Source organism: Kineosporia rhizophila (genome assembly GCF_021277265.1).
GTDB classification, from domain to species: Bacteria; Actinomycetota; Actinomycetes; order Actinomycetales; family Kineosporiaceae; genus Kineosporia; species Kineosporia rhizophila.
Genome location: NZ_JAJSOH010000039.1, coordinates 37543 through 59839, shown reverse-complemented (window position 1 = coordinate 59839; position 22297 = coordinate 37543). Strand labels below are relative to the sequence as shown.

The window sequence follows — 22297 nt, the reverse complement described above, 5'->3', positions numbered from 1 at the left end:
GCCAGCGGTAAAACATTCATCAACGGCAATAGACAAAGCACACCCCTGGCACTCCCCGAGGGGAACACGCGAGATTTACCTCGACATTGCTGCGGATGAAGGCCACCAACTGCGGGACCGGCCGTTCACACGTCCGTTGCTCCTCGCAGCCTCACCGCCCACTCAAGGGGAGCGGTGAAGGGCCTTGGGGAACATTACCAGCGTCCAGGCGCCACGAAAACCGGCCCCTTCTGCGACCGCGGTCACAGTTCGGTATCGGCGTCTCTCCGGGCCCCGTCCGCTCCGACGGGGCCGGACCGACGCAGCTCACCGCCCTACGTGGTGACCGCCCTCGGCCGGCAACACCGCACCGGTGGTCCAGCGGCTCTCGTCCGACAGCAGGAACAGCGCCGCCCGGGCCATGTCGTCGGGCAGGGCGATCTGGTTCATCGGCGCCAGGCCGGCCAGGTGCATCTGGAACTCGTGCGGGAGCTGGTCCCACATCTCGGTCCGGGTCGAGCCCGGGGCCAATGCGTTCACCCGGACGCCGAGCGGAGCCAATTCGAGCGCGGCGCTCTTGGTGAGACCGTGGACCGCCCACTTCGACGCCACGTACTCCGAGATCCCGGCCACCCCGACCAGGCCGCCGATCGAGGACACGTTCACGATCGACCCGCCGCCGGCGGCCAGCATGGCCTGGATCTCGTACTTCATGGACAAGAAGACACCGCGGGCGTTGATGTCCATGATCCGGTCGTACACGGCGGTCGGCTTCTCGTGCACCGGGGTGCCGTCGCTGGTGACCCCGGCCGCGTTCAGCGCTCCGTCGAGCCTGCCGAAGCGATCGACCGCCACCGCGACTGCCGCCTGTACGGAGGCCTCGTCCGAGACGTCGAGCGGCACAGCGATCACCTGACTGTCATCGGTGGAAATTTCCTGCGCCAGGGCCTGCAGCCGGTCGGTACGCCGGGCCCCGGCGACGACATGTGCCCCCTCGGCGGCGAAGCGACGGACAGCGGCAGCCCCCATACCCGCCGAGGCGCCGGTGATCAGGACGACCTTCCCCTCCAGCCGGCGGGCCTGGATGGTGATCGGAGCAGGGTGGTGGTTCGGGTTGACGGTCATTTCGACTCCATGTGGTGCAGAGGTGATCGGTGCCCCACCACCGTGGCCCCGCCAGGCCCGTCACCACGAGAGACCTTGGCTGCCTAGGACTGTCAGGGCGAGGCTCGGTCCGCACGGGCGCCGCCCGATCGAGCACCATGAGGTTCATGAGTGACCACGAGCTGGCCCGGTGCCTGCGCGCCTGGCGCGACCGCCTCGTTCCGGCGAGCGTCGGACTGCCCGTCAGCCCGCTGCGACGGGCACCCGGGCTGCGGCGCGAAGAGGTGGCCCAGCTGGCCGGTCTTTCGGTTGACTACCTGGCCCGGCTGGAGCAGGGGCGGGCAGGCAACCCCTCGCCCTCGGTGCTGGAGGCCCTGGCCCGGACGCTGCGGTTGAGCGATGACGAGAACGCCTACCTCTTCCGGTTGGCCGGCCACACCGATCCCCGGGCCACGCGGGTGAACCGGCACCTCACCCCCGGGGTGCAGCGGATGCTCGACCGGGCCGGCGATCTTCCGGTCATGGTGCTCGACGCGGCCTGGCACCTGGTGGCACTGAACCCGATGGCCACCGCGCTGCTCGGTGACCTGGGCCGGGAACAGGGCCGCCACCGCAATCTGCTGTGGCGCCACTTCACCGGTCTTCCTTCCCGGATCGTGTCCGCACCGCAACAGGACGCCGCCTTCGAGAGCGCGGCGGTCGCGGATCTGCGGGCGGCCACCGGCCGGTACCCCACCGACAGCCACCTGCGCGGGCTGATCGCCGAGCTACGCCAGAAGAGCGCCCGTTTCGAGGAGATCTGGCAGCGCGGCTCAGTGGCCCGGCACGTCTCCACCCGCAAGACCGTGAACCACCCCCAGGTCGGGCTGCTGACCCTGGACTGCGACGTCCTGACCGTCGAGGGCAGTGATCTGAGGCTGGTGGTCTACACCGCCGACCCCGGATCGGCCGATGGCCAGGCCCTGGCCCTCCTGCAGACCCTGGGTCTGCAGGAGTTCACCGGTCAGACGTCCTGAACGGACCGCGCTCGCACTCCCCTCCAGCACAGTGCGAGCGCGGTCCGGGCCGGCCGGTCAGGTCTCGTCGCGGGGGCGCCACCACTCGTAAGGCGGTGTCTGGGGCCAGCCTTCGGGTGAGTCCTCCCAGGTCTCGCCGCGGCCGTAGGGGGCCAGGTCCATCATGTTGAAGTCGAAGCGGATCCGGTCGCCCGCCCGCGCAGTGGCGAAGTAGGTCTGGTGGATGCCCTTGGGCGTCCTCAGGAACACGCTCAGGCCGAAGGAGTCGCCTGCGCCGCAGTCGGCGCTGAACGTGGTGCCGGCCGACGAGGCGAAGGGGAAGGCCCAGCCGAAGCGTGAGGCCAGCTGCCGGAGCCGGTCGATCGGGATGTCGGAGACCACTGCGAATGTGATGTCCCGCCGGTTCAGGTGGTCCAGGTGCGGGACGTTGTCGATCAGCGTGGCGCAGCCCGGGCACACGTGGTCGGGACCGGTGTCCATGAACTGGTACACGACCAGCTGGGACCGGCCCTGGAACAGGTCCGACAGCCGCAGCGGCCCGCCCGGGCCGGTGAAGTCGTGGTCGGACAGGGCGACCATGGGCAGGCGCCGGCGTTTCGCAGCGAGCGCGTCGAGGGCCCTGGTCAGCTTCTTCTCCTCGGCCAGGAGCTCGCCGAGGGCCTTCTGCCACTCTTCCCGAGTGACCACCGGCGGCGCCGCCGGGCCTCGATCAGGTTGTGTCGTGGTCATACGAACAAGGACCGCCGGGCCGGGCGGAACTCATCGCCGGTGTCCCGGTCAGTGACCCCGCACGCGGTTGCGACCGGCGGACTTCGCCTCGTAGAGCTGGGCATCGGCCCGCGAGAGCAGGGTGGCGCGGGTGTCCCCGGGCACGGCGACGGCCGTGCCCGCGCTGAAGGTGATCACCCGGCCGGGGGTGAGGCCGGACCAGTCCTGCCCGGCCACCTCGGTGCGAGCCCGCTCGGCCACCTCCCGGGCCCCGCGGCCGGCGTCGGCCGTCACGATCAGCAGCTCCTCGCCGCCGAGCCGGGCCGCGAACGAGCCGTTGCCCCCGGCCTCGGCCACGCAGGCCTGCAGCACCCGGGCCACCACCCGCAGCACCTCGTCCCCGACCTCGTGCGAGAACGAGTCGTTCACCGACTTGAAGTGGTCCAGGTCGATCAGCGCGACCCCGAGCGTGCCGGCCGTCTCGAGCAACCGGTTCAGCCTCTCCTCCACGAACAGCCGGTTGTGCAGTCCGGTCAGCGGGTCGCGCCGGGCCTCCTCGCGGTAGCGGGCGGCCTCCTCACGGGCCTTGTCCGTCTCGAAGATGGTCTGGCGGGAACGGGCGGCGGCCTCCCGCTGGGCCGAGAGAAGGTCCCGGTCGGCCGCGTGGAACGCCTTGTAGGCATGGAATGCGCCCTCGAAGTCACCCAGGGCAGCGAGCACCTCGGCTTCTTGCTCGAGGATGCGCACCTTCATCCGTCCGTGCCCCTCGGGCCCGCACGCCGCCCGGGCCCGCTTCAGCGTGAGCGCCGCCTCGGCCGGCTCGCCCAGGCTTCGCTGCGCGACGGCGAGCGTGAGCAGGTACTCGGGAGGCGCATCGGCGACCTTCGTGTCCATCTGGCCGGTGGCGTCCACTGCTTGCTGGGCGGTCTCGACCGCAGCGCGGGCGTCTCCGCGCAGGAGGTGCACGTTGGCGATGGTGTCGAGGACCCCGGCGTTCAGCGGGCGGTTGTGCTTACGGCTGAGCTCGATCAGCATCTGTGCCTGAGCCTCGGCATCGGCCGTGTCTCCGGCACTCAGCGAACCGTAGGCCCGGTTGTTGGCCACCATGATGCGCATGTGGATGTCGGTGTCGGCCAGTTCCTCGGCGCGGGAGTACCAGATCAGGCTGTCCTGCCGGGCGCCCAGGTCGTCGAGCAGGTCCGCCCCGGTGAGCATCACCCGGGTGCGCAGCCGACGGGAGACGTCCGGACCGAACGCCGCTACCGCGTCCATCACCCGGTCCAGGGCGGCGGCCTGATCGCCCAGGTCGTTCTGCACCCGCGACATCACCCATTCGCTACGGACCACCAGTTCCGGCTCCAGCTCGATGCCGAGCTCGCGACTGCGGTCGATCAGCTCCACCGCGGTGGCCTGATGCCCTTCCCGCCCCGCGGCCTCGGCCTGCCAGATCAGCGCGCACGCCACGGCGCCGACGTCGGAGAGGGCCTCGGCCTGCTGCTGCAGTTCGTGCGCGCGACGGCGGGCCTCGGAAGGCCGGGAGCCGACGAGCTCGTCGAGAGCAGCGAGCTCGGCCCGGATCCGGGCGTTCTCGCTGCGCCGGACCACGAGCGCCTCGTTGCCCGCCATGTTCCTCCCCCTGGTGCCCGCGTTCTGGTGCCCGCAACTGTTGGTTCAGTCGGTGCAGATCCGATTACGCCCGGCCGACTTCGCCGCGTACAGCTGCGCATCCGCCCGGGCCAGCAACGACGAGCGGGTGTCGCCCGGCACGGCCATGGTCATGCCCCCGCTCAACGTCACGATTCTGCCTGGCGTGATGTTCGTCCACTCGTAGCTCTCGACCGACGCGCGGAACCCTTCGACGACCGCGTAGGCCTCCGACTCGTCCTCAGTTATCAGAATCAGCAGCAGTTCCTCGCCGCCCAGACGGGCGGCGAACGACCCGGCGTCGGGAATCGCGGCCGCGTTCTCCAGCAGTCCGGCGACGATACGCAGCACCTCGTCGCCGACCTCGTGCGAGAACGAGTCGTTCACCGACTTGAAGTGGTCGAGGTCGAGCAGGGCCGCGCTGACCTGACCGGGCGGGCGCCGGCCGTCCAGCAGACCAGGCAGCCGTTCCTCCACGTACAGCCGATTGCGTAACCCGGTCAGCGGATCGCGCCGGGCCTCCTCGCGGTAGCGGGCGGCCTCCTCCCGGGCGGTGATCGTCTCGAAGATCGTCTGCCGGGCGCGGGCCTGGGCCTCGCGCTGCTGGGAGAGCAGCTCCTGGTCGGCCGCGTAGAACTCCTTGTGGGTCTCGAAGGCCGCCCGGTAGTCCCCCAGGGCCGCCTCCACCTCGGCCCGCTCCTGCAGGATGTCGGCCCGGGTACGGGCGTAGGCCTGGGTACCGCACAGGTCGTCGGCCCGCTTCAGGGTCATCGCGGCCACCTCTGGCAGGTTCAGGTGGCGCTGGGCGACGGCCAGGGTGAGCAGGTACTCCGGCAGCGCGTCGGCGACCTTGCTCTCCAGCTGCTGCGCGGCCTGCACGGCCTGCTGCGCGGTCTCGGCGGCGGCCGCCGGGTCCTGGCGCAGCAGATGGATCCGGGCAACGGTGTCGAGGGCGTCGGCGTTGAGCGGCCGCTTGTACCGGGCACTCAGCGTGATCAGGGTCTGGGCCTCGTGCAGCGCCTCCTCGGCCTCCCCCGCCTCCAGCGCGCCGTAGGCCCGGTTGTTGACCACCAGCATGTGCATCCGCCCGTCCCCGGCGGACAGCTCCTCGGCGCGGGAGTACCAGATCAGCGAGTCCTCGTGGGCCCCCAGCTCGTCCAGCAGGTCGGCGACCTTGATCAGCACCCGGGTGCGCAGGCGCCGGGGCACCTTCTCGTCGAACGCGGCCACCGCGTCCATCGCGTGTTCCAGGGCGGTCGGGCGGTCGCCGAGGTCGGTGTGGATCCGGGCCATCAGCCAGGCCGCCCGCACCGCGTGCTCGGGGCCGAGCGGGGCGTGGGCGTCGCGGACGTGGTTGATCAGCTTGGAGGCAGCGGCCGGGTCACCGTTGCGCTGGTTCGCCTCGGCCTGCCAGAGCAGGGCGGTGACCAGGGCGTCGTGATCGCCGAGCGCCTCGGCCCGCTCGCCGAGCGCCACGGCCCGCTCCAGGGCCGCGGCCGGGTCGAAGCCGACGATCTCGTCCAGGGCCGCCAGTTCCTCGGCCAGTTCGGCGCTCGCCACGATCGGGTCCTCGCGGGGTCGGTCCACCTCGATCACACCCCGCGCCTTTCTGCGATTCCGCTCAGGAGAACGACCGGACGACCACGCTGTCGTCCTGACCGGCCAGTCGGTGACACGGCCCGGACGGCCGCCCACAGTCTGACCGGATCCGGGCCTGGCCGCGCCCGAGGACCAGCAGTTGTCCAGATCTGTCCTGCACCCCCGGACGGCTGGTGGGCACCGTGTCATTATGGCCGCCGTCACGACGAATGCACGGTCAGTAAGCGTTCGACATTCACAAATTCCGTAACGGCCGTCACGCTCTGCTCTGACACCTCAACCACGCCCGGGCTCCAGACACCGCCCGCCTCAAGATCGGCAGACCGTTCTACCTGCTGATCCCGACCGTCCCCGCGATCTTCTTCTCGCCTCGGACGCCGATCGCGGCGCCCTCACCGTCGAGCGCCGATGCGGTCAGCTGCCAGCTGTAGGTGCCCTCGGCCAGTTCCTTCCCAGCCGCGTTGCGGCCGTCGAAGACCAGGTCCCGGATGCTGCCGTCCGGGCCGGTTCCGGTCAGGGTGCGCAGGACACTTCCGGTCTTGGTGCTGCGGATGGTCAGCTTCACCCCGGTGACCGGCTTGGACAGGTCGAACTGGGGCGTCCAGGTGTCGGCCCGGCCGTCGCCGTTGGGGGTGAAGCTCCCTGAGGCGAAGGTGCCGATCAGGCGGGGCCGGTAGGGCACGGTGTAGCTGCGGTAGACCACCACTGCGCCGGTGTTCACCCGGCGGGCCAGGAAGTGGTCGTCGAGCCGGAGCGTGCGCCCGGCGCCGGCGTACGCCCAGGGCCGGGAGGCCGGGTCGTCCACGTTCAGCGTGTACGTCTTCGCGTTCGCGTTCCAGGCCAGGGTGCCCTCGCCCGACGTCAGCTCGACCAGCGGCCCGGTGATCCTGATCTTGCGGACCTTCGCCGAACTCAGCGTGCGCAGACTGATCTCGCGCCCGCCGGACTGCCAGGCGACGGTGTTGCCCCAGATCGTCACCTTGGGCGAGTCCGCCTTGACCGTGGCCAGTTTGCCGGGATTGCTGCGGGATTTGGGCCGGTCGAGGTCTCGGAGCCAGATGTCCGTGTACCCCGGCTTCTTTGCCGTACGGGAGTAGACCAGCCGGGGCCCGTACAGGTCGTCCGTGCCGGACCAGGCGCCGATGTTGCCGGCCGCAGCCCCCGGCCGGGAGTAGATGAGCTTGCCCGTCGGGTCGAAGACGTGCCCGGCGGCGACCATGTACGGGCCGGAGGCGTTGGGATACCGGTCGTCCGACTCGCCCGTGGGCTGGAACGACCAGTCCTGCTTGACGGTCGCGGTCGTCTTGCCCCGGTCGAGAAGACGCCAGGTGAAGGTGCCACCTGTGATCGGGCCGCTCACCACACCGCGTCCGGCCGAGAACGACATGCTGTCGTCGGGACCGCCCGGTAGATAAGCGGTTCCGGCCTCCTCGGTCTCGTCCCCGAACACCGGGCTGCCCAGTCCGGTGACCGGGCGCGACCAGACCTGCATGGCCGGGGTCTGCAGCGGGCTGGAGTCGAAGGGGTCGAAGATCGGGTTGTCGGAGTAGTAGATCCGCCCGGCGGCGAACGAGATGCCCTGGACCGGTGCGTTCGGCGCGCCGACGGTAGCCACCCGGTCCACCGTGGAGCCCTGCACCTCGTACACCCCGATGTGCTCGCTCCGGCCTCCGGTGCCGAACAGCCAACGGTCCCCGTCCGCCATGAGGTAGGCCGAATCGTCCGGCACCTCGATGGTTTCCGCGACGCCGGAGGAGCTGACCGTGCGCAGACGCCAGATTCCGTCGCGCCAGTACAGGTAGGCGATCCCCTGCTGCCCGGCCACCTTCGGCACATTGTCGGCGTAGTCGTCGGTCTCCTCGTACCTGGTCACCGGCCCCCCGGAGCGTTCCCGGATCTTGATGACCTGCGGCTCGCCCACGGTCTGGTTGCTCCACCAGGTGATCGTGGTGGGTGAGATGTCGTACCCGAGCACGGACGTCTCGGTGGCCACCCGCTCGACCTCGCCACTGCCGAAATCGATCACGTCGAGGAAGATCTGGCCCTGGTTGTCACTGCTCACGACCAGCACGCCGTCGGTGGTCAGGTCGAGGTTCCAGAGGTTCTGGCCGACCTTGGCGAGGCGGGTGACGGTGCCGTCGGCGAAGCGGGTGGAGATCAGGTAGCCGCCGGTGGCACCGATCCAGCTGTCCGAGGTGTAGGCCAGCGGGCGGGAACTCACGGTTCCCAGAGCCGTGTCCACCCCGCTGATCACGTTCATCCGGTGCATCTCGTAGCGGGTCGGGCTGCCGGGCAGGTCGAGCACGTAGCCGAGGTGCTGGCCGACCACGCCGAGGAAGGAGACGTCCCACATCCGGTCGGCCGGCACCGGCAGTTCGCGCCTGGTCATCTGCTCACCGGGAGCACCGGTGAAAAGCCCGGAACCGGAGGCGTTGAGCACTCCCGCCTGTACCGCGTAGCCCTCGTCGGACCCCCCGAGCAGGGTGAGTGAGACCTGCTCGGACTTGTGCTGGGGCACCGGGGTGGAGTTCGTGTTGGCGTGGGCGGGCGTGGTAGGGAGGGCAAGGACCAGCCCCAGCAGGGCACTCACCCCTGCGACCAGCAGAACCCGCCTGGAACCGTGACCGGACATGGCCGCCCCTCACATCGCCGTGAAGCACCATTGTGACCACGCGACTACGCAGGAGAGCGGGATTCCACTCGCCAGGAGCAGTTTCGAGCCGAGCGGCCGATTGGCAGGTGGGCCCTTCGGTCCAGAGCTTGTGGACGGGTGGTGCCGGGTCGTGCGGGTCGGTTCACGGTTCGGTGGTGGCGATGTGCCCGTGCTGTTGTTTCCACGAGCCCACCACCACGGTGGCGGCCAACACCAGGGCCAGACCCAGCGCCGTCAGGGTCGGGCTGAGCGGCAGCAGGCTCACCGCGGCCACCACGGGCAGCGCGACCGTGGGCCACGGCCAGGCCGCCGACCAGCGCGCCGCCGTTCCGGCCATCACCAGAACCAGGCCGGCCAGGAAGAGCCCCACTCCGGCGCACAGGGTGAAGCGTCCGGCGGTGGTGAGCGCGCCGCTGGGATGCAGGATGTACTCCTCGATCCCGATCCCCACCGCGGCCAGGCCGATGAACAGGGGAAGGTGACCGTAGACGTACCGGTCGTGCCGCCCGCTGGCCGGCCGGTCGTCCTCAAGCAGACGGTGTTTGCCGGCAGCCCCGCCCAGATCGAAGTACGTCCACCAGAGCGCCGCAGTGATCACGAACCCGATACCGGCGGTGGTGAACGACGCCATCCGCCATTCGGTGTCGTGCAGGCCGACCACGACCGACGCCACGCACTCGCCGAGCACCAGCATGGCGAAGAGCCCGAAGCGCTCGGGCAGGTGTTCCTCGTGAAGCGGCACGTGCTCACCGAAGCGGGTGGCCAGCAGCGGCGCCGTGGCCTCCACGAGAATGCCCACGCCCCAAAGGATGTAACGCGCCGGGCCGGGCACGGCCAGCGACACCGACCACAGCAGCACCCCGAAGCCGGTGGCCCCCATATAGATCGACAGGGTGCGGCGGGCGTCGGGCACGTGGCGGTAGGCGCGGGCGTACAGAGCAAGCAGCAGGATCTGGGAAACCAGGTACCCGGCCGCGAACCAGACGGAACCGGTGGTGGTGGCGGTGGAGGCCGCCGCAGCCATCATGGCGATCGCGAACGTCTGCCCGAGTTTGGCCAGCCGATAGGGGACGTCGTTGGTGTCGAAGCGGTTGGAGTACAGGGTGGTGGTGACCCAGGACCACCAGATCACGGTGAAGAGCCCGGCGAACACCGCGGCCCCGCCCCAGGTGAGGTCCCGGGCGAACGCCCCGGTGAGCTCGGCGACGACCAGGACGTAGGCCAGGTCGAAGAACAGCTCCAGCCGGGAGGCCGAGCGGTCCTCCCCGGTCCGCAGGCGCGGCGGCTCGATCAGAGGGAGCGCGGTCGGCGCCGGCCCCTCCTGCTCGTTCGGTTCTGCCTGCTCGTTCGGTTCCGCCTGCTCGTTCGGTTCCGCCTGCTCGCGTGGTTCCGCCTGCTCGCTCGGTTCTGCCTGCTCGTTCTGGGCGGCCCGGTCGGGCTCGAACTCGTCGTCGGAGTGCCGGCCCGACTCCCAGCCCGACTCCCGGCCCGACTCCCGGCCCGATCTCTGGCTCGATGTCTGGCCGTCCGGGCCCTGTCGAACGGGCGCGCTCCCGCCCTCGTCCTGAACCTGCCCGTCCTGCTGTGCCGCATCCCTGCGCATACCGGCTTCCTCTTCCTGATCGCGCGTTCGGCGGAATGAGACGGCGAATCAGGCTCATCCTGGTCGTCCAGGTGAAACCCGCCAGTACACACGGGCCATCTGACAACGAAGGTGCTGTCGGCCAGAGGACACGCCAGCAAGAGAACGCGGGACGAACAATCCTGGCGACCAGCATCCGCCGACCAGAGATCGTCGGACCGGGCGCTCGCAACGAGCCAGCAGACACGGCGGCCCAGCGCGGCGAGGCAGGTGTCGGAACCAGACCACGCACCACTACGGCACGCGTGAGGGCCAGGCGGCCGGCCCGCCGAGACAGTGCCTCTACGTGTAAACAAAGCCTGCTGTGGCAAGACTTTGTTTACACGTAAGGCCTCGCGGACAGGGCTTTTCACGCAATTGACCCCACAGAGCGGCCAGACCGGCTGGTCGAGGTAGGACAACAGCCGTAACTACCGGAGAGGCGCACCCAGGCGCACGGGCACGCCGACAGCCACCCAGGCGGACAGGTGGCCCGGGCGCCCGTCACGGGGCGACTGCCGCGGTACCCGAACACCGCCGACCTGGCTTGGCCGTGCTCGCAAGGCTCCTCATCGTTCTCGATGGAGCATGGGTAACCGGTCTCGATCCAGCACCACGGCTACACGAGGTTGCGTGCGAACAAATAAACGTGCGTGGTCTCGTCGGCCGGTTCCACCAGGGGGACGCGGCGAACCTTCCATCAGCTGCCGGCTCGGCGGACGCAGTGGTCTCCTCGTTCGGGCGGCCGTGGCCGGGGCGGCCACCCCACGCCGAGGCGCAGATTCACACTGAGGCGGGCATGCACACCCAGGCCGCCACCCACGCCCACAGCCGCTACCTCGCCCGAGCGAACGGGCACACCAGGGGCGGACAAGTACACCCAGGTCGCCACTTACCCCAGGCGGACGAACACACCCACACCACCACCCACCCAGGCGGACGGGCACTCCGAGCCTCCACCCACTCTGAGGCGAACAGGCAGACACCGCGCGATAGGTGATGGTGCCCATTCAGCGGCGCGACCCCAGCGCGGCGAGGCCGCGCTGGGGAAGCCGGCGGTCCAATGCGAGCTCGCCGGGCCCGAACCACCGTGGAGCAGCGTGGTGTAGGCCCGGCGAGCGCGCAGGTCAGCCAGGTAGACAGCCAACCTCCCGCCGCCGCGGATCAGCCAAGCGAGCAGCGAACCCCCTGCCACCGCGAATCAGCAAGCAGGCAGCAAACCCTCCTGCCGCCCGATCAGCCAGGTAGGCAGCGAACCTCCTACCGCCGCGAATCAGCAAGCAAGCAGCAAGCCTTCTACAGCCACGGATCACCTGAGCAAGCAGCAAACCTGTTGCCACCGCAGATCAGCCAAGCAAGCAGCAAACTCCTGCCGCCGCGGATCAGCTAAGTGAGGGGCGACCCCTCCCTGCCGCCGCGATCAGCCGAGCAGGGGGCGGACCTCCTGGCCGAGGAAGCGGATGAAGCCTTCGATGTCGGGCTCGTCGGACGTGGCCTGCAGGATGACCGTGGAGCAGCCCAGGGCTCCGAGCCGGCGGACGTCGGCCGCGATCGCCTCGGCGTCTCCGGCGATGCCGTTGCCCGGGCCGGGCCGGCGGCCCCAGATGGGTAGTTCGGCGTCGACCCGGGCCTGGGCGTCGGGACCGGTGGCGGCGATCTGGCCGACCGAGATCTCGTGGCCGGCGGCGCCGCCCGGCTTGGACCGGGCCGCCTCCAGCACCAGCTGCACGCGGCTGCCGAGCTCCTCGTCGGAGCCGGCCCAGCTCAGCATCGAGCCGTCGCCGACCTCACCGGTGAGCTTCAGCGTCTTCGGGCCCTCGCCTCCGACGTAGAGCTTCGGCGGGGTGGCCGGCGGCCAGTCGAGCTGAACGTTGGTGAGGTTGACGTATTTGCCCTCGACGGTGACCTTCTCGCCGTGCAGCAGACGGCGCAGCGCCGTGGAGTACTCGCGCAGCAGGGTGAGGGGGGAGGCGGCGCGATTGCCGACCTGGCCCATCCAGTCCTGCACACCGTGGCCCACGCCGGGCAGGAGCCGGCCGGGGAACATCCGTTCCAGCGTCGCGATCTCCATCGCCGTGAGCGCGACGTTACGCAGCGGGGCGGGCATCAGGCCGATACCGACCCGGATGCGCTCGGTCCAGGCCAGGGCCGCGGCGGCGCTGGCGACCCCGCTCTCTTTGAAACAGTCTTCCCAGACCCAGAAATCGTCCAGCCCGGACTGCTCCGCAGCCACCACGAGGGAGCGCAGCCGCTCGGGTGGGACGACGGGCACGAAGGCGACACCCAGCCGGGGCGGCGGTGTCGCGCTGGTGTTGTCTGCCGTGGAAGTCATGACCTCTATCATGCCCGCGGGCACCGACAGTTTCACGGCGACCGGGAAGACAGGCCCAAACCAGCGATCGGCCCCCGGCACGAGGCCGGAAGCCGATCGACACAAGATCCGTGGAGCGGACCTAGCGGATGATCCTGCGCGAACGCAGCGAGGCCAGAGCCTCTTCCAGGATCGCCTGCCCGTCCGCGTCGCTCCGGCGTTCCTTCACGTACGCCAGGTGCGTCTTGTAAGGCTCGTTGCGGGGCGGCGAAGGCGGGGCGTTGCGGTCCTGCCCGGCCGGGAACCCGCAGCGCGGGCAGTCCCAGGTCTCCGGCGGCTGCACACCGGCCTCTTCCGAGAAGCTCGGCTTCGTCTCGTGCTTGTTGGCGCACCAGTAGGAGATGCGGAACCTAGGGGCCGTGTCGCCCCGCTCCGCCTCGCCCATCGGTCCGGCGCCAACTCGGCTACCGCGGATAGCGTTGCCACTCGCCACCGTGAATCCTCTCCTTCAGTACCCGGACTCGCGCCGGTTGCCGTATGTCCGTCAGAACGCGTCGGGGAAGAACCTGTAGATCAGGTTCAGCAGCACGATCACGATCGCCCAGGTGATCCCGATGGCGATGGTGAAGCGGTTGAGGTTGCGTTCGGCGACCCCAGAGCTGCCCATGCTGGAGGACATGCCGCCACCGAACATGTCCGACAGGCCACCGCCCCGCCCCTTATGGAGAAGGATCAGCAGTGTCAGGATCAGGCTGGTGATGACGAGAAGCACCTGAAGAATCAGGCGTAGCACGGACACGACGCGGACCTCTATCTCGTTTGCAGGTGTGGGGAAGCAGTCTCAGGACACAGAGTAGGCGATGCGCGGCCCCGGATCGGACAGATCGGAGGCCGCGCGCCGCCCGACACGCGGTTTTTACCAGACCTGAGCGTGCAGCTCAGGCTGTCTTATGGTCCCGATAGCGGACAATTGACGCGAATTCACCGGGATCGATGGACGCGCCGCCGACCAGAGCACCGTCGACATCTTCCTGCGCCATGATCCCGGCCACGTTCTGCGCCTTGACCGAACCGCCGTACAGGACCCGCACGGACGCCGCGACGTCCGCCGAGTACAGCTCCCCCAGCCGCTTGCGCACGGCCGCGCAGACCTCCTGCGCGTCGTCCGGGGTGGCCGTCTCGCCCGTGCCGATCGCCCACACCGGTTCGTAGGCGATCACCAGCGTCCCCGCCTTCTCGGCCGGGATCCCGGCCAGGTCGGCGTCGAGCTGGGCCAGGCAGTGCTGCACCTGGCGGCCTTCCTTGCGCACCTCGAGGCCCTCGCCGATGCACACGATCGGCACCAGGTCGTGCTTGATCGCCGCCTTGGCCTTGGCATTGACCAGGGCGTCGTCCTCGTGGTGGTACTGCCGGCGCTCGGAGTGGCCGACCACCACGTAGGTGCACTTCAGCTTGGCCAGCATCGCACCGGAGATCTCCCCCGTGTACGCGCCCTTGTCGTACTGCGACACGTCCTGCGCGCCGTAGCGGAAACCGAGCTTGTCCCCGTCCACCAGGGTCTGCACCGAACGCAGATCGGTGAACGGCGGAAGCAGCGCCACCTCGACGGCGTCGAAGTCGTGCTTCGCGTCGTCGAGGGTCCACGCCAGCTTCTGCACCAGGTGGGCCGCCTCGAAGTGGTCGAGGTTCATCTTCCAGTTCCCCGCCATCAACGGGGTCCGGGAAGGGGCGCCGTTGCCCTTGGCCGCCATCAGCTCTCCAGTACGGTCAGGCCGGGAAGGGTCTTGCCCTCCAGGAACTCCAGGCTCGCCCCGCCGCCGGTCGAGATGTGGCCGAAGCCCTTCTCGTCGAAGCCGAGGGTGCGCACGGCCGCGGCCGAGTCACCGCCGCCGACCACGCTGAAGGCGTCCGAGTCGACCAGCGCCTGGGCCACCGCGCGGGTGCCGTGGCTGTACGGCTCCATCTCGAAGACGCCCATCGGGCCGTTCCAGAACACCGTCTGGCAGTCGGCCAGCTTGGCCGCGAACAGCTTCCCGGACTCCGGGCCGATGTCCAGGCCCAGCCGGTCGGCCGGGATCGCGTCCGCCGCCACCACGTCGTGCTCCGCGTCGGCCGCGAAGGCGGCCGCCGCGACCACGTCGACCGGCAGCACCAGTTCGACGCCGCGCTCCTTCGCCCGTTCGATGTAGCCGCGGACGGTGTCGAGCTGGTCCTCCTCGAGCAGGCTCTTGCCCACCTCGTGGCCCTGGGCCTTGAGGAAGGTGAAGACCATGCCGCCGCCGATCAGCAGCCGGTCGGCCGTGTTCAGCAGGTTGTCGATGACGCCGAGCTTGTCGGAGACCTTCGACCCGCCGAGCACCACCGCGTAGGGCCGCTGCGGGGTCTCGGTGAGGCGCTTGAGCACCTCGACCTCGGCCAGCACCAGACCGCCGGCGGCGTGCGGCAGCTTCTGCGCCACGTCGTAGACGCTGGCCTGCTTGCGGTGCACCACGCCGAAGCCGTCGCTGACGTAGCCGTCGGCCAGGGCCGCCAGCTCGTCCGCGAAGGCGCCCCGCTCGGCCTCGTCCTTGCTCGTCTCGCCCGCGTTGAAGCGCAGGTTCTCGAGCACCAGGAGCTCACCGTCGCCGAGCGCGGCGACGGCGGCCCGGGCGGACTCACCGACCGTGTCGGCGGCCAGCGTGACGTTCACGCCGGGCAGCAGTTCCTTGGCCCGCTCGACCGCCGGGGCCAGCGAGTACTTCTCCTCCGGAACGCCTTTCGGCCGGCCGAGGTGGGCGACGACGACGACCTTGGCACCGGCGTCCAGGAGCCGCTGCCAGGTCGGCAGCGACGCCCGGATCCGGCCGTCGTCCGTCACCGCGCCGGTCTCCTTGTCCAGCGGCACGTTCAGGTCGCTGCGGACCAGGATGCGCTTGCCGGAGAGGGAACCGAGCTCGGTGGTGAGGTCGTCGATCGTCCTCATCGAGCTCACAGACCGGTGCCGACGAGGGCGACCGCGTCGACCAGGCGGTTGGAGTAGCCCCACTCGTTGTCGTACCAGCCGACGACCTTGACCTGGTTGCCGATCACCTTGGTGAGGCCGGCGTCGAAGATGCACGAGTGCGGGTCGGTCACGATGTCGCTGGAGACGATCGGGTCCTCGGTGTACTTCAGGAAGCCCTTGAGCTCGCCCTCGGCGGCGGCCTTGATCGCGGCGTTGACCTCCTCGACGGTGGTCTCGCGGCCGGCCGTGAAGGTCAGGTCGGTGGCGGAGCCGGTCGGGACCGGCACGCGCAGCGCGTAGCCGTCGAGGCGGCCCTTGAGCTCGGGGATCACCAGGCTGATCGCCTTGGCGGCACCGGTGCTGGTCGGCACGATGTTCAGGGCGGCGGCGCGGGCGCGGCGCAGGTCCTTGTGCGGGCCGTCCTGCAGGTTCTGGTCCTGCGTGTAGGCGTGGACCGTGGTCATCAGGCCCTTCTCGATGGTGAAGGTGTCGTTCAGGACCTTCGCCATCGGGGCCAGGCAGTTGGTGGTGCAGGAGGCGTTGCTGACGATGGTGTGCTTGGCCGCGTCGTACTGGGTGTGGTTGACACCCATCACGATCGTCAGGTCCTCGTTCTTGGCGGGGGCCGAGATCAGCACCTTCTTGGCGCCACCGTCGATGTGCGCCTTCGCCTTGGTGGCGTCGGTGAAGAAGCCGGTGGACTCGACCACGACGTCGACGCCGAGGTCCTTCCAGGGCAGGGCGGCCGGGTCGCGCTCCTCCAGCGCCTTGATCTCCTTGCCGTCGACCACGATGGCGTCACCGGTCGAGGTCACCTCGGCGTCCAGGCGGCCCAGGATCGAGTCGTACTTGAGCAGGTGCGCGAGGGACTTGTTGTCGGTGAGGTCGTTGACGGCAACGATCTCGATGTCCGCACCAGCCGCCCGGGCAGCGCGGAAGAAGTTACGGCCGATCCGGCCGAAGCCGTTGATGCCAACGCGAACAGTCACTTCTCGTTTCCTCTCGTCATCCACAGCGCGCCGGTGGCGACCGGCGCCGGTGTTGTGGTGTGCAGCACTCACCCTACGGGGTGCTTTTCGGCTACGGATGTCCAGACAGACCCTGTGAAGGTCCCGTGTCCGGACCGGTGATCGGAGGGCCAACGGCCCGTGAACCGGTGACGACCGGCCCATGGCCGGACCGGGCCGTCCCGCGCAGTGCCCACGACCCAAAAGGCCTTCGAACAGTGGACGTCCTCGAGGACGTCCGCTGTTCGGCCGGGTCGTGTCCCGGGCGGCTCAGGCGTCGAGCATGTCCGGCGTGAGGTTGGCGTCGGTGCCCGGTACGCCGAGGTCGGCGGCCCGCTTGTCGGCCATCGCCAGCAGCCGGCGGATCCGCCCGGCCACCGCGTCCTTGGTCATCTGCGGCTCGGCCAGCTGGCCGAGTTCCTCCAGGCTGGCCTGCTTGTGCGCCAGCCGCAGCTTGCCGGCCGACTTCAGGTGGTCGGGCACGTCGTCGCCGAGGATCTCCAGGGCCCGCTCGACCCGGGAACCGGCGGCCACCGCGGCCCGCGCCGAGCGCCGCAGGTTCGCGTCGTCGAAGTTGGCCAGCCGGTTGGCGGTGGCCCGCACCTCACGCCGCATCCGCCGCTCTTCCCACGACATCACCGCGTCGTGCGCACCGAGCCGGGTGAGCAGCGCGCCAATCGTGTCACCGTCGCGGATCACCACCCGGTCGACCCCGCGCACCTCGCGGGCCTTGGCCTGGATGCCCAGCCGGCGGGCCGCGCCGACCAGGGCCAGGGCGGCCTCCGGGCCGGGGCAGGTGACCTCCAGGGCGCTGGAGCGACCCGGCTCGGTAAGCGAGCCGTGGGCCAGGAAGGCGCCCCGCCAGGCGGCCTCCGCGTCGCAGGTGGCACCGGAGACGACCTGCGGCGGCAACCCGCGCACGGGACGGCCACGGCCGTCGACCAGACCGGTCTGGCGGGCCAGCGACTCTCCGTCACGGATCACCCGGACCACGTAGCGGCTGCCGCGGCGCAGACCGCCGGGCGCCAGAACCACGATGTCGCTGCTGTGCCCGAACACGTCGCTGATGTCTTTGCGTAGCCGCCGGGCGGCCGCGGCGGTGTCCAGCTCGGCCTCCACGACGATGCGGCCGCCGACGATGTGTAGCCCGCCGGCGAACCGGAGGGTGGCCGAGACCTCGGCTTTGCGGCAGCAGGGCTTGGTGACCTGCAGCCGACTCAATTCGTCTTTGACCAGTGCCGTCAATGCCATGAACAGCATCTTGCCACCGAGCGCAAGCATGGTTCGTGAACTTGTGAAACCCGGCGCCCGTCGGCCTCGGGCGAGGCCTGGGCGGCCGGATCACACACCGTCGTGCACTCCCCACCCGGGGAGCCGGCTCACCCGTTCAGCGTGATCGAGCCACTGAACAGATCACGGTAGGCGGCGGCCAGCCGCAGCGGGTCGTGCCGTGGCGTACCGTCACCGATCGCCACGTCGCGCGTGACCAGGACCGCGCCCATCCCGCGGGCCGCGGCGACCAGCGAGGCCTCGTCCTCGATCTGCGAGGGGTCGACCAGGACGGCGTCGATCCGCAGATCGGGGGCGTGCGCGGCGAGCACCTCGAGATGCTTCTCGGGCGAGAACCCGTCGGTCTCCCCCGGCTGCTGGCCCAGGTTGAGGGTCAGGCAGATCTTCGAGTCGGTGCGGGCCAGGGCCCGGGCCAGCTCGGGCACCAGCAGGTGCGGCAGGACGCTGGTGTACCAGGACCCGGGGCCCAGCACCGTCCAGTCGGCGTCGCGCACCGCGGCGAGCACCTCGGGACGGGCCGGCGGGTCGTTGGGGCTGAGCTGCACGCCGATCACCTGGCCGGGGGTGGTGGCCACGGCGACCTGGCCGCGCACCGTGGTCAGGCCGGCCGGGTCGTCCGGGTCGATCCCCAGCACGGTGGCCTCGATGTCGAGCGGCACCGCGGCCATCGGCAGCACCCGGCCCCGGGCCCCGAGCAGCCGGGCCACCCAGTCCAGGCCGCTCACCGGGTCGTCGAGCAGTTCCCAGAGGGTGACGATGAGCAGGTTGCCCAGGGCGTGGTCGTGCATCGCCCCGGCGCTGGCGAACCGGTGCTGCAGCACGTCGCGCCACAGCAGGCCCCACTCGCTGTCGTCGCACAGCGCCGACAGTGCCATCCGCAGGTCGCCCGGCGGCAGAACGCCGAACTCGCGGCGCAGCCGCCCGGACGAGCCGCCGTCGTCGGCGACCGTCACCACGGCGGTCAGGCGGTCGGTGAGGTGCCGTAGCGCCGACAGCGACGCGGCCAGGCCGTGACCGCCGCCGAGGGCGACCACGTTGGGCCCGCGGCCGCCCCCGGCTGCGGGCACGCCAGGGACTCGGCCGGGCGTGGGTAGCGTCACTCGCGCCCCAGATCACGGTGCACGGTGGTGACCGCGACGCCGTCGCCCTCGAGCTTCTGCGACAGCAGCTCGGAGATCGCCACCGACCGGTGCTTGCCGCCGGTGCAGCCGACCGCGATGGTGGCGTAGCGCTTGTTCTCGCGCACGTAGCCGGCCAGCACCGGCTGCAGGGCCAGGGCGTAGCGGTCGACGAACTCGGCTGCGCCCTCCTGACCCAGCACGTAGTCGGCCACCTCCTGGTCGAGGCCGTTGTGCGGACGCAGTTCGGGCACCCAGAACGGGTTGGGCAGGAACCGCACGTCGGCCACCTGGTCGGCGTCCAGCGGCAGGCCGTACTTGAAGCCGAACGACATCAGCAGGATCCGGATCGCCGGGTCACCGGCGTCGCCGAACAACGCGATGATCTTGCTGGCCAGCTCGTGCACGTTCAGCCGCGAGGTGTCGATCACGGTGTCGGCGTTGCCGCGCAGCTCCCCCATGACCCGGCGCTCCTCGCGGATGCCGTCGAGCGGGGCGCCGTCGCCCTGCAGCGGGTGCGGGCGGCGGACCGACTCGAAGCGGCGCACCAGCGTCTCGTTGGTGGCGTCGAGGAAGAGCAGGCGGGTGCGGATACCGCTGTTCTCGGCGGTGGAGACCGACTCGGCCAGGGCGCTGAAGAAGGACCGGCCGCGCACGTCGACCGCGACCGCGATCCGCCGCACCCGGGGTTCGGCGGTGGCCGCCAGCATCGCCAGCTCGGCGATCAGCTGGGGCGGGAGGTTGTCGACCACGTACCAGCCGAGGTCTTCCAGGGCCTTGGCCGCGGTGCTGCGGCCCGCCCCCGACATGCCGGTGATGATCAGGAGCTCGGACGCGGAGCCCGGGCCGGACGCCGCGCTGTCGTGATCGGTGGCGGGCGTGTGGGTGGACGAGGCCACCGTCTGCGCGATCGCGGTCACCATCGACTCCGAGTCCATCGCCTCGGCGGGCAGGGCCTGCGAGGCCACCGGTTCCGAGGTGCCGCCCGGGTTCGGGGCGGGCGGCTGCGGGGTGGAGGACTGCTGGGCCGATGGTGCCGGACCCGCCGGCCCGGGCACCTCGGGGGTGCTGGTCACGTGCACTCCAAATTTCTCGGGTCGGAACTTGTCGGGCGATGTCTGTGGATTCGCCGGGTCAGTCGAGCAGTTCCCCGGTGGCCATGTCCACCGCGACAGGCTGCTCCCCTACCACCGTGTCGCCCTCGGCGGCGGCCCGGTCGGGGTTCAGCGTGTCGGACACCGCCTGGGCCACCTTCGGCCCCACCCCCTGCACCGAGGCGATCGCCTCGACCGAGGCCGCGCGCAGCTTCTTGACCGAGCCGAAGTGAGCCAGCAGCGCCTTCTTCCGGGCCGGGCCGAGGCCGGGTACGGCGTCCAGCTCGCTGGCCGTCATGGCGGTGCTGCGACGCTGGCGGTGGTGCGTGATGGCGAAGCGGTGCGCCTCGTCGCGCACCCGCTGCAGCAGGTACAGGCCCTCGCTGGAACGCGGCAGGATGACCGGCTGGTCGTCGTCCGGGATCCAGACCTCTTCCAGGCGTTTGGCCAGACCGCAGAGCGCCACGTTCTCGATGCCCAGCTCGCGCATCGCCGCCGCGGCAGCGGCCACCTGCGGGGCACCGCCGTCGACCACGACCAGGTTGGGCGTGTAGGAGAACTTGCGCGGGCGCCCCGTTTCCGGGTCGATCCCGGACGGGACCCCGGCGGGCACGCCTCCCTCTTCCTCGAGAGAGGGCGCCTGGTCGAGGATCTCGCCGGTGGCCGGGTCGGCACCGGCGGCCACGGCGGCCCGGGTGGCCTGCTCCTGCTCGATACCGGCCTTCTCGTCGAGCAGCCGGCGGAAGCGGCGGCTGATCACCTCGCGGATCGAGGCCACGTCGTCGGAGCTGCCCTCGGCCAGGCTCTTGATCGTGAACTTGCGGTACTCGGACTTCTTGGACAGCCCGTCCTCGAAGACCACCATCGAGGCGACCACGTTGGAGCCCTGGATGTGCGAGATGTCGTAGCACTCGATCCGCAGCGGCGCCTCGGGCAGGTCGAGTGCCTCCTGGATATCCTGCAGCGCCTTGGACCGGGTGGTCAGGTCGCCCGCCCGGCGGGTCTTGTGCAGGGTGAGGGCCTGGCCGGCGTTGCGGGCCACCGTCTCCATCAGGGTGCGCTTGTCACCGCGCTGCGGCACCCGCACCTCGACCCGGGAACCCCGCAGCCCGGCCAGCCAGCTCTCGACCTCCTCGAGGGCCGGCGGCTCGTGCGGCACCAGCACCTCGCGGGGCACCGCCTCACCGTTGGTGTCGCCGTAGACCTGCTGCAGCAGGTGCTCGACCAGGTCGCCGGTGGAGACGTCCTCCACCTTCTCGACCACCCAGCCGCGCTGGCCGCGGATCCGGCCGCCGCGCACGTGGAACACCTGCACCGCGGCCTCGAGCTCGTCGTCGGCCAGGGCGAACACGTCGGCGTCGGTGCCGTCGGGCAGCACCACCGCGTTCTTCTCCATCGCCCGCGACAGCGCCTTGATGTCGTCGCGCAGCCGGGCCGCCTGCTCGAACTCCAGGTCGTGCGAGGCCTGCATCATGTCGCGCTCCAGGCGCTTGACGTAGCGCTCGGTGCGCCCGCCCATGAAGTCGCAGAAGTCGTCGGCCAGGCGCCGGTGCTGCTCGGCGTCGACCTTGCCGACGCAGGGCGCCGAGCACTTGTCGATGTAGCCCAGCAGGCAGGGCCGGCCGACCTGACCGGCCCGCTTGAACACCCCGTTGCTGCAGGTGCGCACCGGGAACACCCGCAGCAGCAGGTCGACCGTCTCGCGGATCGCCCAGGCGTGCGCGTAGGGCCCGAAGTAGCGCGTGCCCTTGCGCTTGGCCCCGCGCATGACCTGCACCCGGGGGAACTCCTCGCCCATGGTGACGGCGAGGTAGGGGTAGGACTTGTCGTCGCGGTACTTCACGTTGAACCGCGGGTCGTACTCCTTGATCCAGGAGTACTCCAGCTGCAGCGCCTCGACCTCGGTGTTCACCGTGGTCCACTCCACCGAGGCGGCGGTGAACACCATCGTCTGGGTACGCGGGTGCAGCCCGGCCGGATCGGCGAAGTACGAGTTCAGCCGCTGGCGCAGGCTCTTGGCCTTGCCCACGTAGATGACCCGGCCGGAGGCATCGCGGAACCGGTAGACCCCGGGTTGCTCGGGAATGGTTCCGACCGCGGGTCGGTACGTAGACGGATCAGCCACAGATCCACCTTAGGCGGCACCACCGACAGTTTCCGGTCGTGGGGT

Annotated in this window: 18 protein-coding genes; 2 read left to right on the top strand and 16 right to left on the bottom strand. The window is 70.3% G+C overall.

Translation table 11 applies throughout. The features are described from left to right. Positions 1–306 precede the first annotated feature (306 nt). The gene (locus LWF15_RS32580; RefSeq protein ID WP_232814837.1) at positions 307–1104 is read right to left on the bottom strand and encodes an SDR family NAD(P)-dependent oxidoreductase; all 798 of its coding nucleotides are present in this window, start codon (positions 1102–1104) and stop codon (positions 307–309) included. A gap of 146 nt (positions 1105–1250) precedes the next feature. Between LWF15_RS32580 and LWF15_RS32575 the strand changes: the two genes are divergently transcribed. Then, entirely contained in the window at positions 1251–2099 is an 849-nt protein-coding gene (locus LWF15_RS32575) for a helix-turn-helix transcriptional regulator (protein ID WP_232814836.1), read from the top strand. Between the two features lie 57 nt (positions 2100–2156). Here LWF15_RS32575 and LWF15_RS32570 read toward each other — a convergent pair whose 3' ends face one another. The 5 genes from LWF15_RS32570 to LWF15_RS32550 form a co-directional block, all read right to left on the bottom strand. Further along, the gene (locus LWF15_RS32570) at positions 2157–2828 is read right to left on the bottom strand and encodes a DUF899 family protein (protein WP_269811238.1); all 672 of its coding nucleotides are present in this window, start codon (positions 2826–2828) and stop codon (positions 2157–2159) included. Between the two features lie 48 nt (positions 2829–2876). Further along, positions 2877–4433: a GGDEF domain-containing protein gene (locus tag LWF15_RS32565; protein ID WP_232814834.1), complete on the bottom strand. Its 1557-nt coding sequence runs from the start codon at positions 4431–4433 to the stop codon at positions 2877–2879. Between the two features lie 45 nt (positions 4434–4478). Further along, positions 4479–6047 (bottom strand): GGDEF domain-containing protein, encoded by a 1569-nt coding sequence (locus LWF15_RS37975; RefSeq protein ID WP_232814833.1) that lies wholly within the window; start codon positions 6045–6047, stop codon positions 4479–4481. A 331-nt stretch (positions 6048–6378) separates the two neighbouring features. Next, a complete protein-coding gene (locus LWF15_RS32555) occupies positions 6379–8682 on the bottom strand; it encodes a FlgD immunoglobulin-like domain containing protein (protein WP_232814832.1) in 2304 nt (767 codons plus the stop codon). 163 nt (positions 8683–8845) lie between these two features. Beyond that, positions 8846–10306, bottom strand: a complete 1461-nt coding sequence (locus tag LWF15_RS32550; RefSeq protein ID WP_232814831.1) for a low temperature requirement protein A — start codon at positions 10304–10306, stop codon at positions 8846–8848. A 571-nt stretch (positions 10307–10877) separates the two neighbouring features. On the opposite strand from LWF15_RS32550, the gene LWF15_RS38300 reads away from it, so the two are divergent. After that, positions 10878–11324, top strand: coding sequence for a class I SAM-dependent methyltransferase (locus tag LWF15_RS38300; RefSeq protein ID WP_408624486.1), 447 nt, complete (start codon positions 10878–10880; stop codon positions 11322–11324). A gap of 420 nt (positions 11325–11744) precedes the next feature. On the opposite strand, the gene LWF15_RS32545 is transcribed toward LWF15_RS38300, so the two are convergent. From LWF15_RS32545 to uvrC, 10 genes are all read right to left on the bottom strand, one after another. After that, positions 11745–12656, bottom strand: a complete 912-nt coding sequence (locus LWF15_RS32545; protein ID WP_232814830.1) for an LLM class flavin-dependent oxidoreductase — start codon at positions 12654–12656, stop codon at positions 11745–11747. 121 nt (positions 12657–12777) lie between these two features. After that, positions 12778–13128 (bottom strand): RNA polymerase-binding protein RbpA, encoded by a 351-nt coding sequence (locus LWF15_RS32540; protein WP_285622081.1) that lies wholly within the window; start codon positions 13126–13128, stop codon positions 12778–12780. A 51-nt stretch (positions 13129–13179) separates the two neighbouring features. After that, positions 13180–13434 carry a preprotein translocase subunit SecG gene (gene secG / locus LWF15_RS32535; RefSeq protein WP_232814828.1) on the bottom strand — a complete coding sequence of 85 codons (255 nt, stop codon included), beginning with the start codon at positions 13432–13434 and terminating at the stop codon, positions 13180–13182. A gap of 139 nt (positions 13435–13573) precedes the next feature. Further along, complete coding sequence (gene tpiA / locus LWF15_RS32530) at positions 13574–14386, bottom strand: triose-phosphate isomerase (protein ID WP_232814827.1); 813 nt, start codon at positions 14384–14386, stop codon at positions 13574–13576. Next, complete coding sequence (locus LWF15_RS32525; protein WP_232814826.1) at positions 14386–15597, bottom strand: phosphoglycerate kinase; 1212 nt, start codon at positions 15595–15597, stop codon at positions 14386–14388. The genes tpiA and LWF15_RS32525 overlap by 1 nt, the downstream gene beginning before the upstream one ends. Positions 15598–15602: 5 nt before the next feature. Further along, positions 15603–16607, bottom strand: a complete 1005-nt coding sequence (gene gap, locus LWF15_RS32520) for a type I glyceraldehyde-3-phosphate dehydrogenase (protein ID WP_232814825.1) — start codon at positions 16605–16607, stop codon at positions 15603–15605. A 288-nt stretch (positions 16608–16895) separates the two neighbouring features. Then, complete coding sequence (gene whiA / locus LWF15_RS32515) at positions 16896–17876, bottom strand: DNA-binding protein WhiA (protein WP_232814824.1); 981 nt, start codon at positions 17874–17876, stop codon at positions 16896–16898. 128 nt (positions 17877–18004) lie between these two features. Continuing rightward, positions 18005–18982, bottom strand: a complete 978-nt coding sequence (locus tag LWF15_RS32510; protein ID WP_232814823.1) for a gluconeogenesis factor YvcK family protein — start codon at positions 18980–18982, stop codon at positions 18005–18007. Positions 18983–19011: 29 nt separating this feature from the next. Continuing rightward, on the bottom strand, positions 19012–19956 hold the full coding sequence (gene rapZ / locus LWF15_RS32505) for an RNase adapter RapZ (RefSeq protein ID WP_269811245.1): 945 nt from the start codon (positions 19954–19956) through the stop codon (positions 19012–19014). A gap of 211 nt (positions 19957–20167) precedes the next feature. Then, the gene (gene uvrC, locus LWF15_RS32500; protein WP_232814821.1) at positions 20168–22252 is read right to left on the bottom strand and encodes an excinuclease ABC subunit UvrC; all 2085 of its coding nucleotides are present in this window, start codon (positions 22250–22252) and stop codon (positions 20168–20170) included. Positions 22253–22297 lie beyond the last annotated feature (45 nt).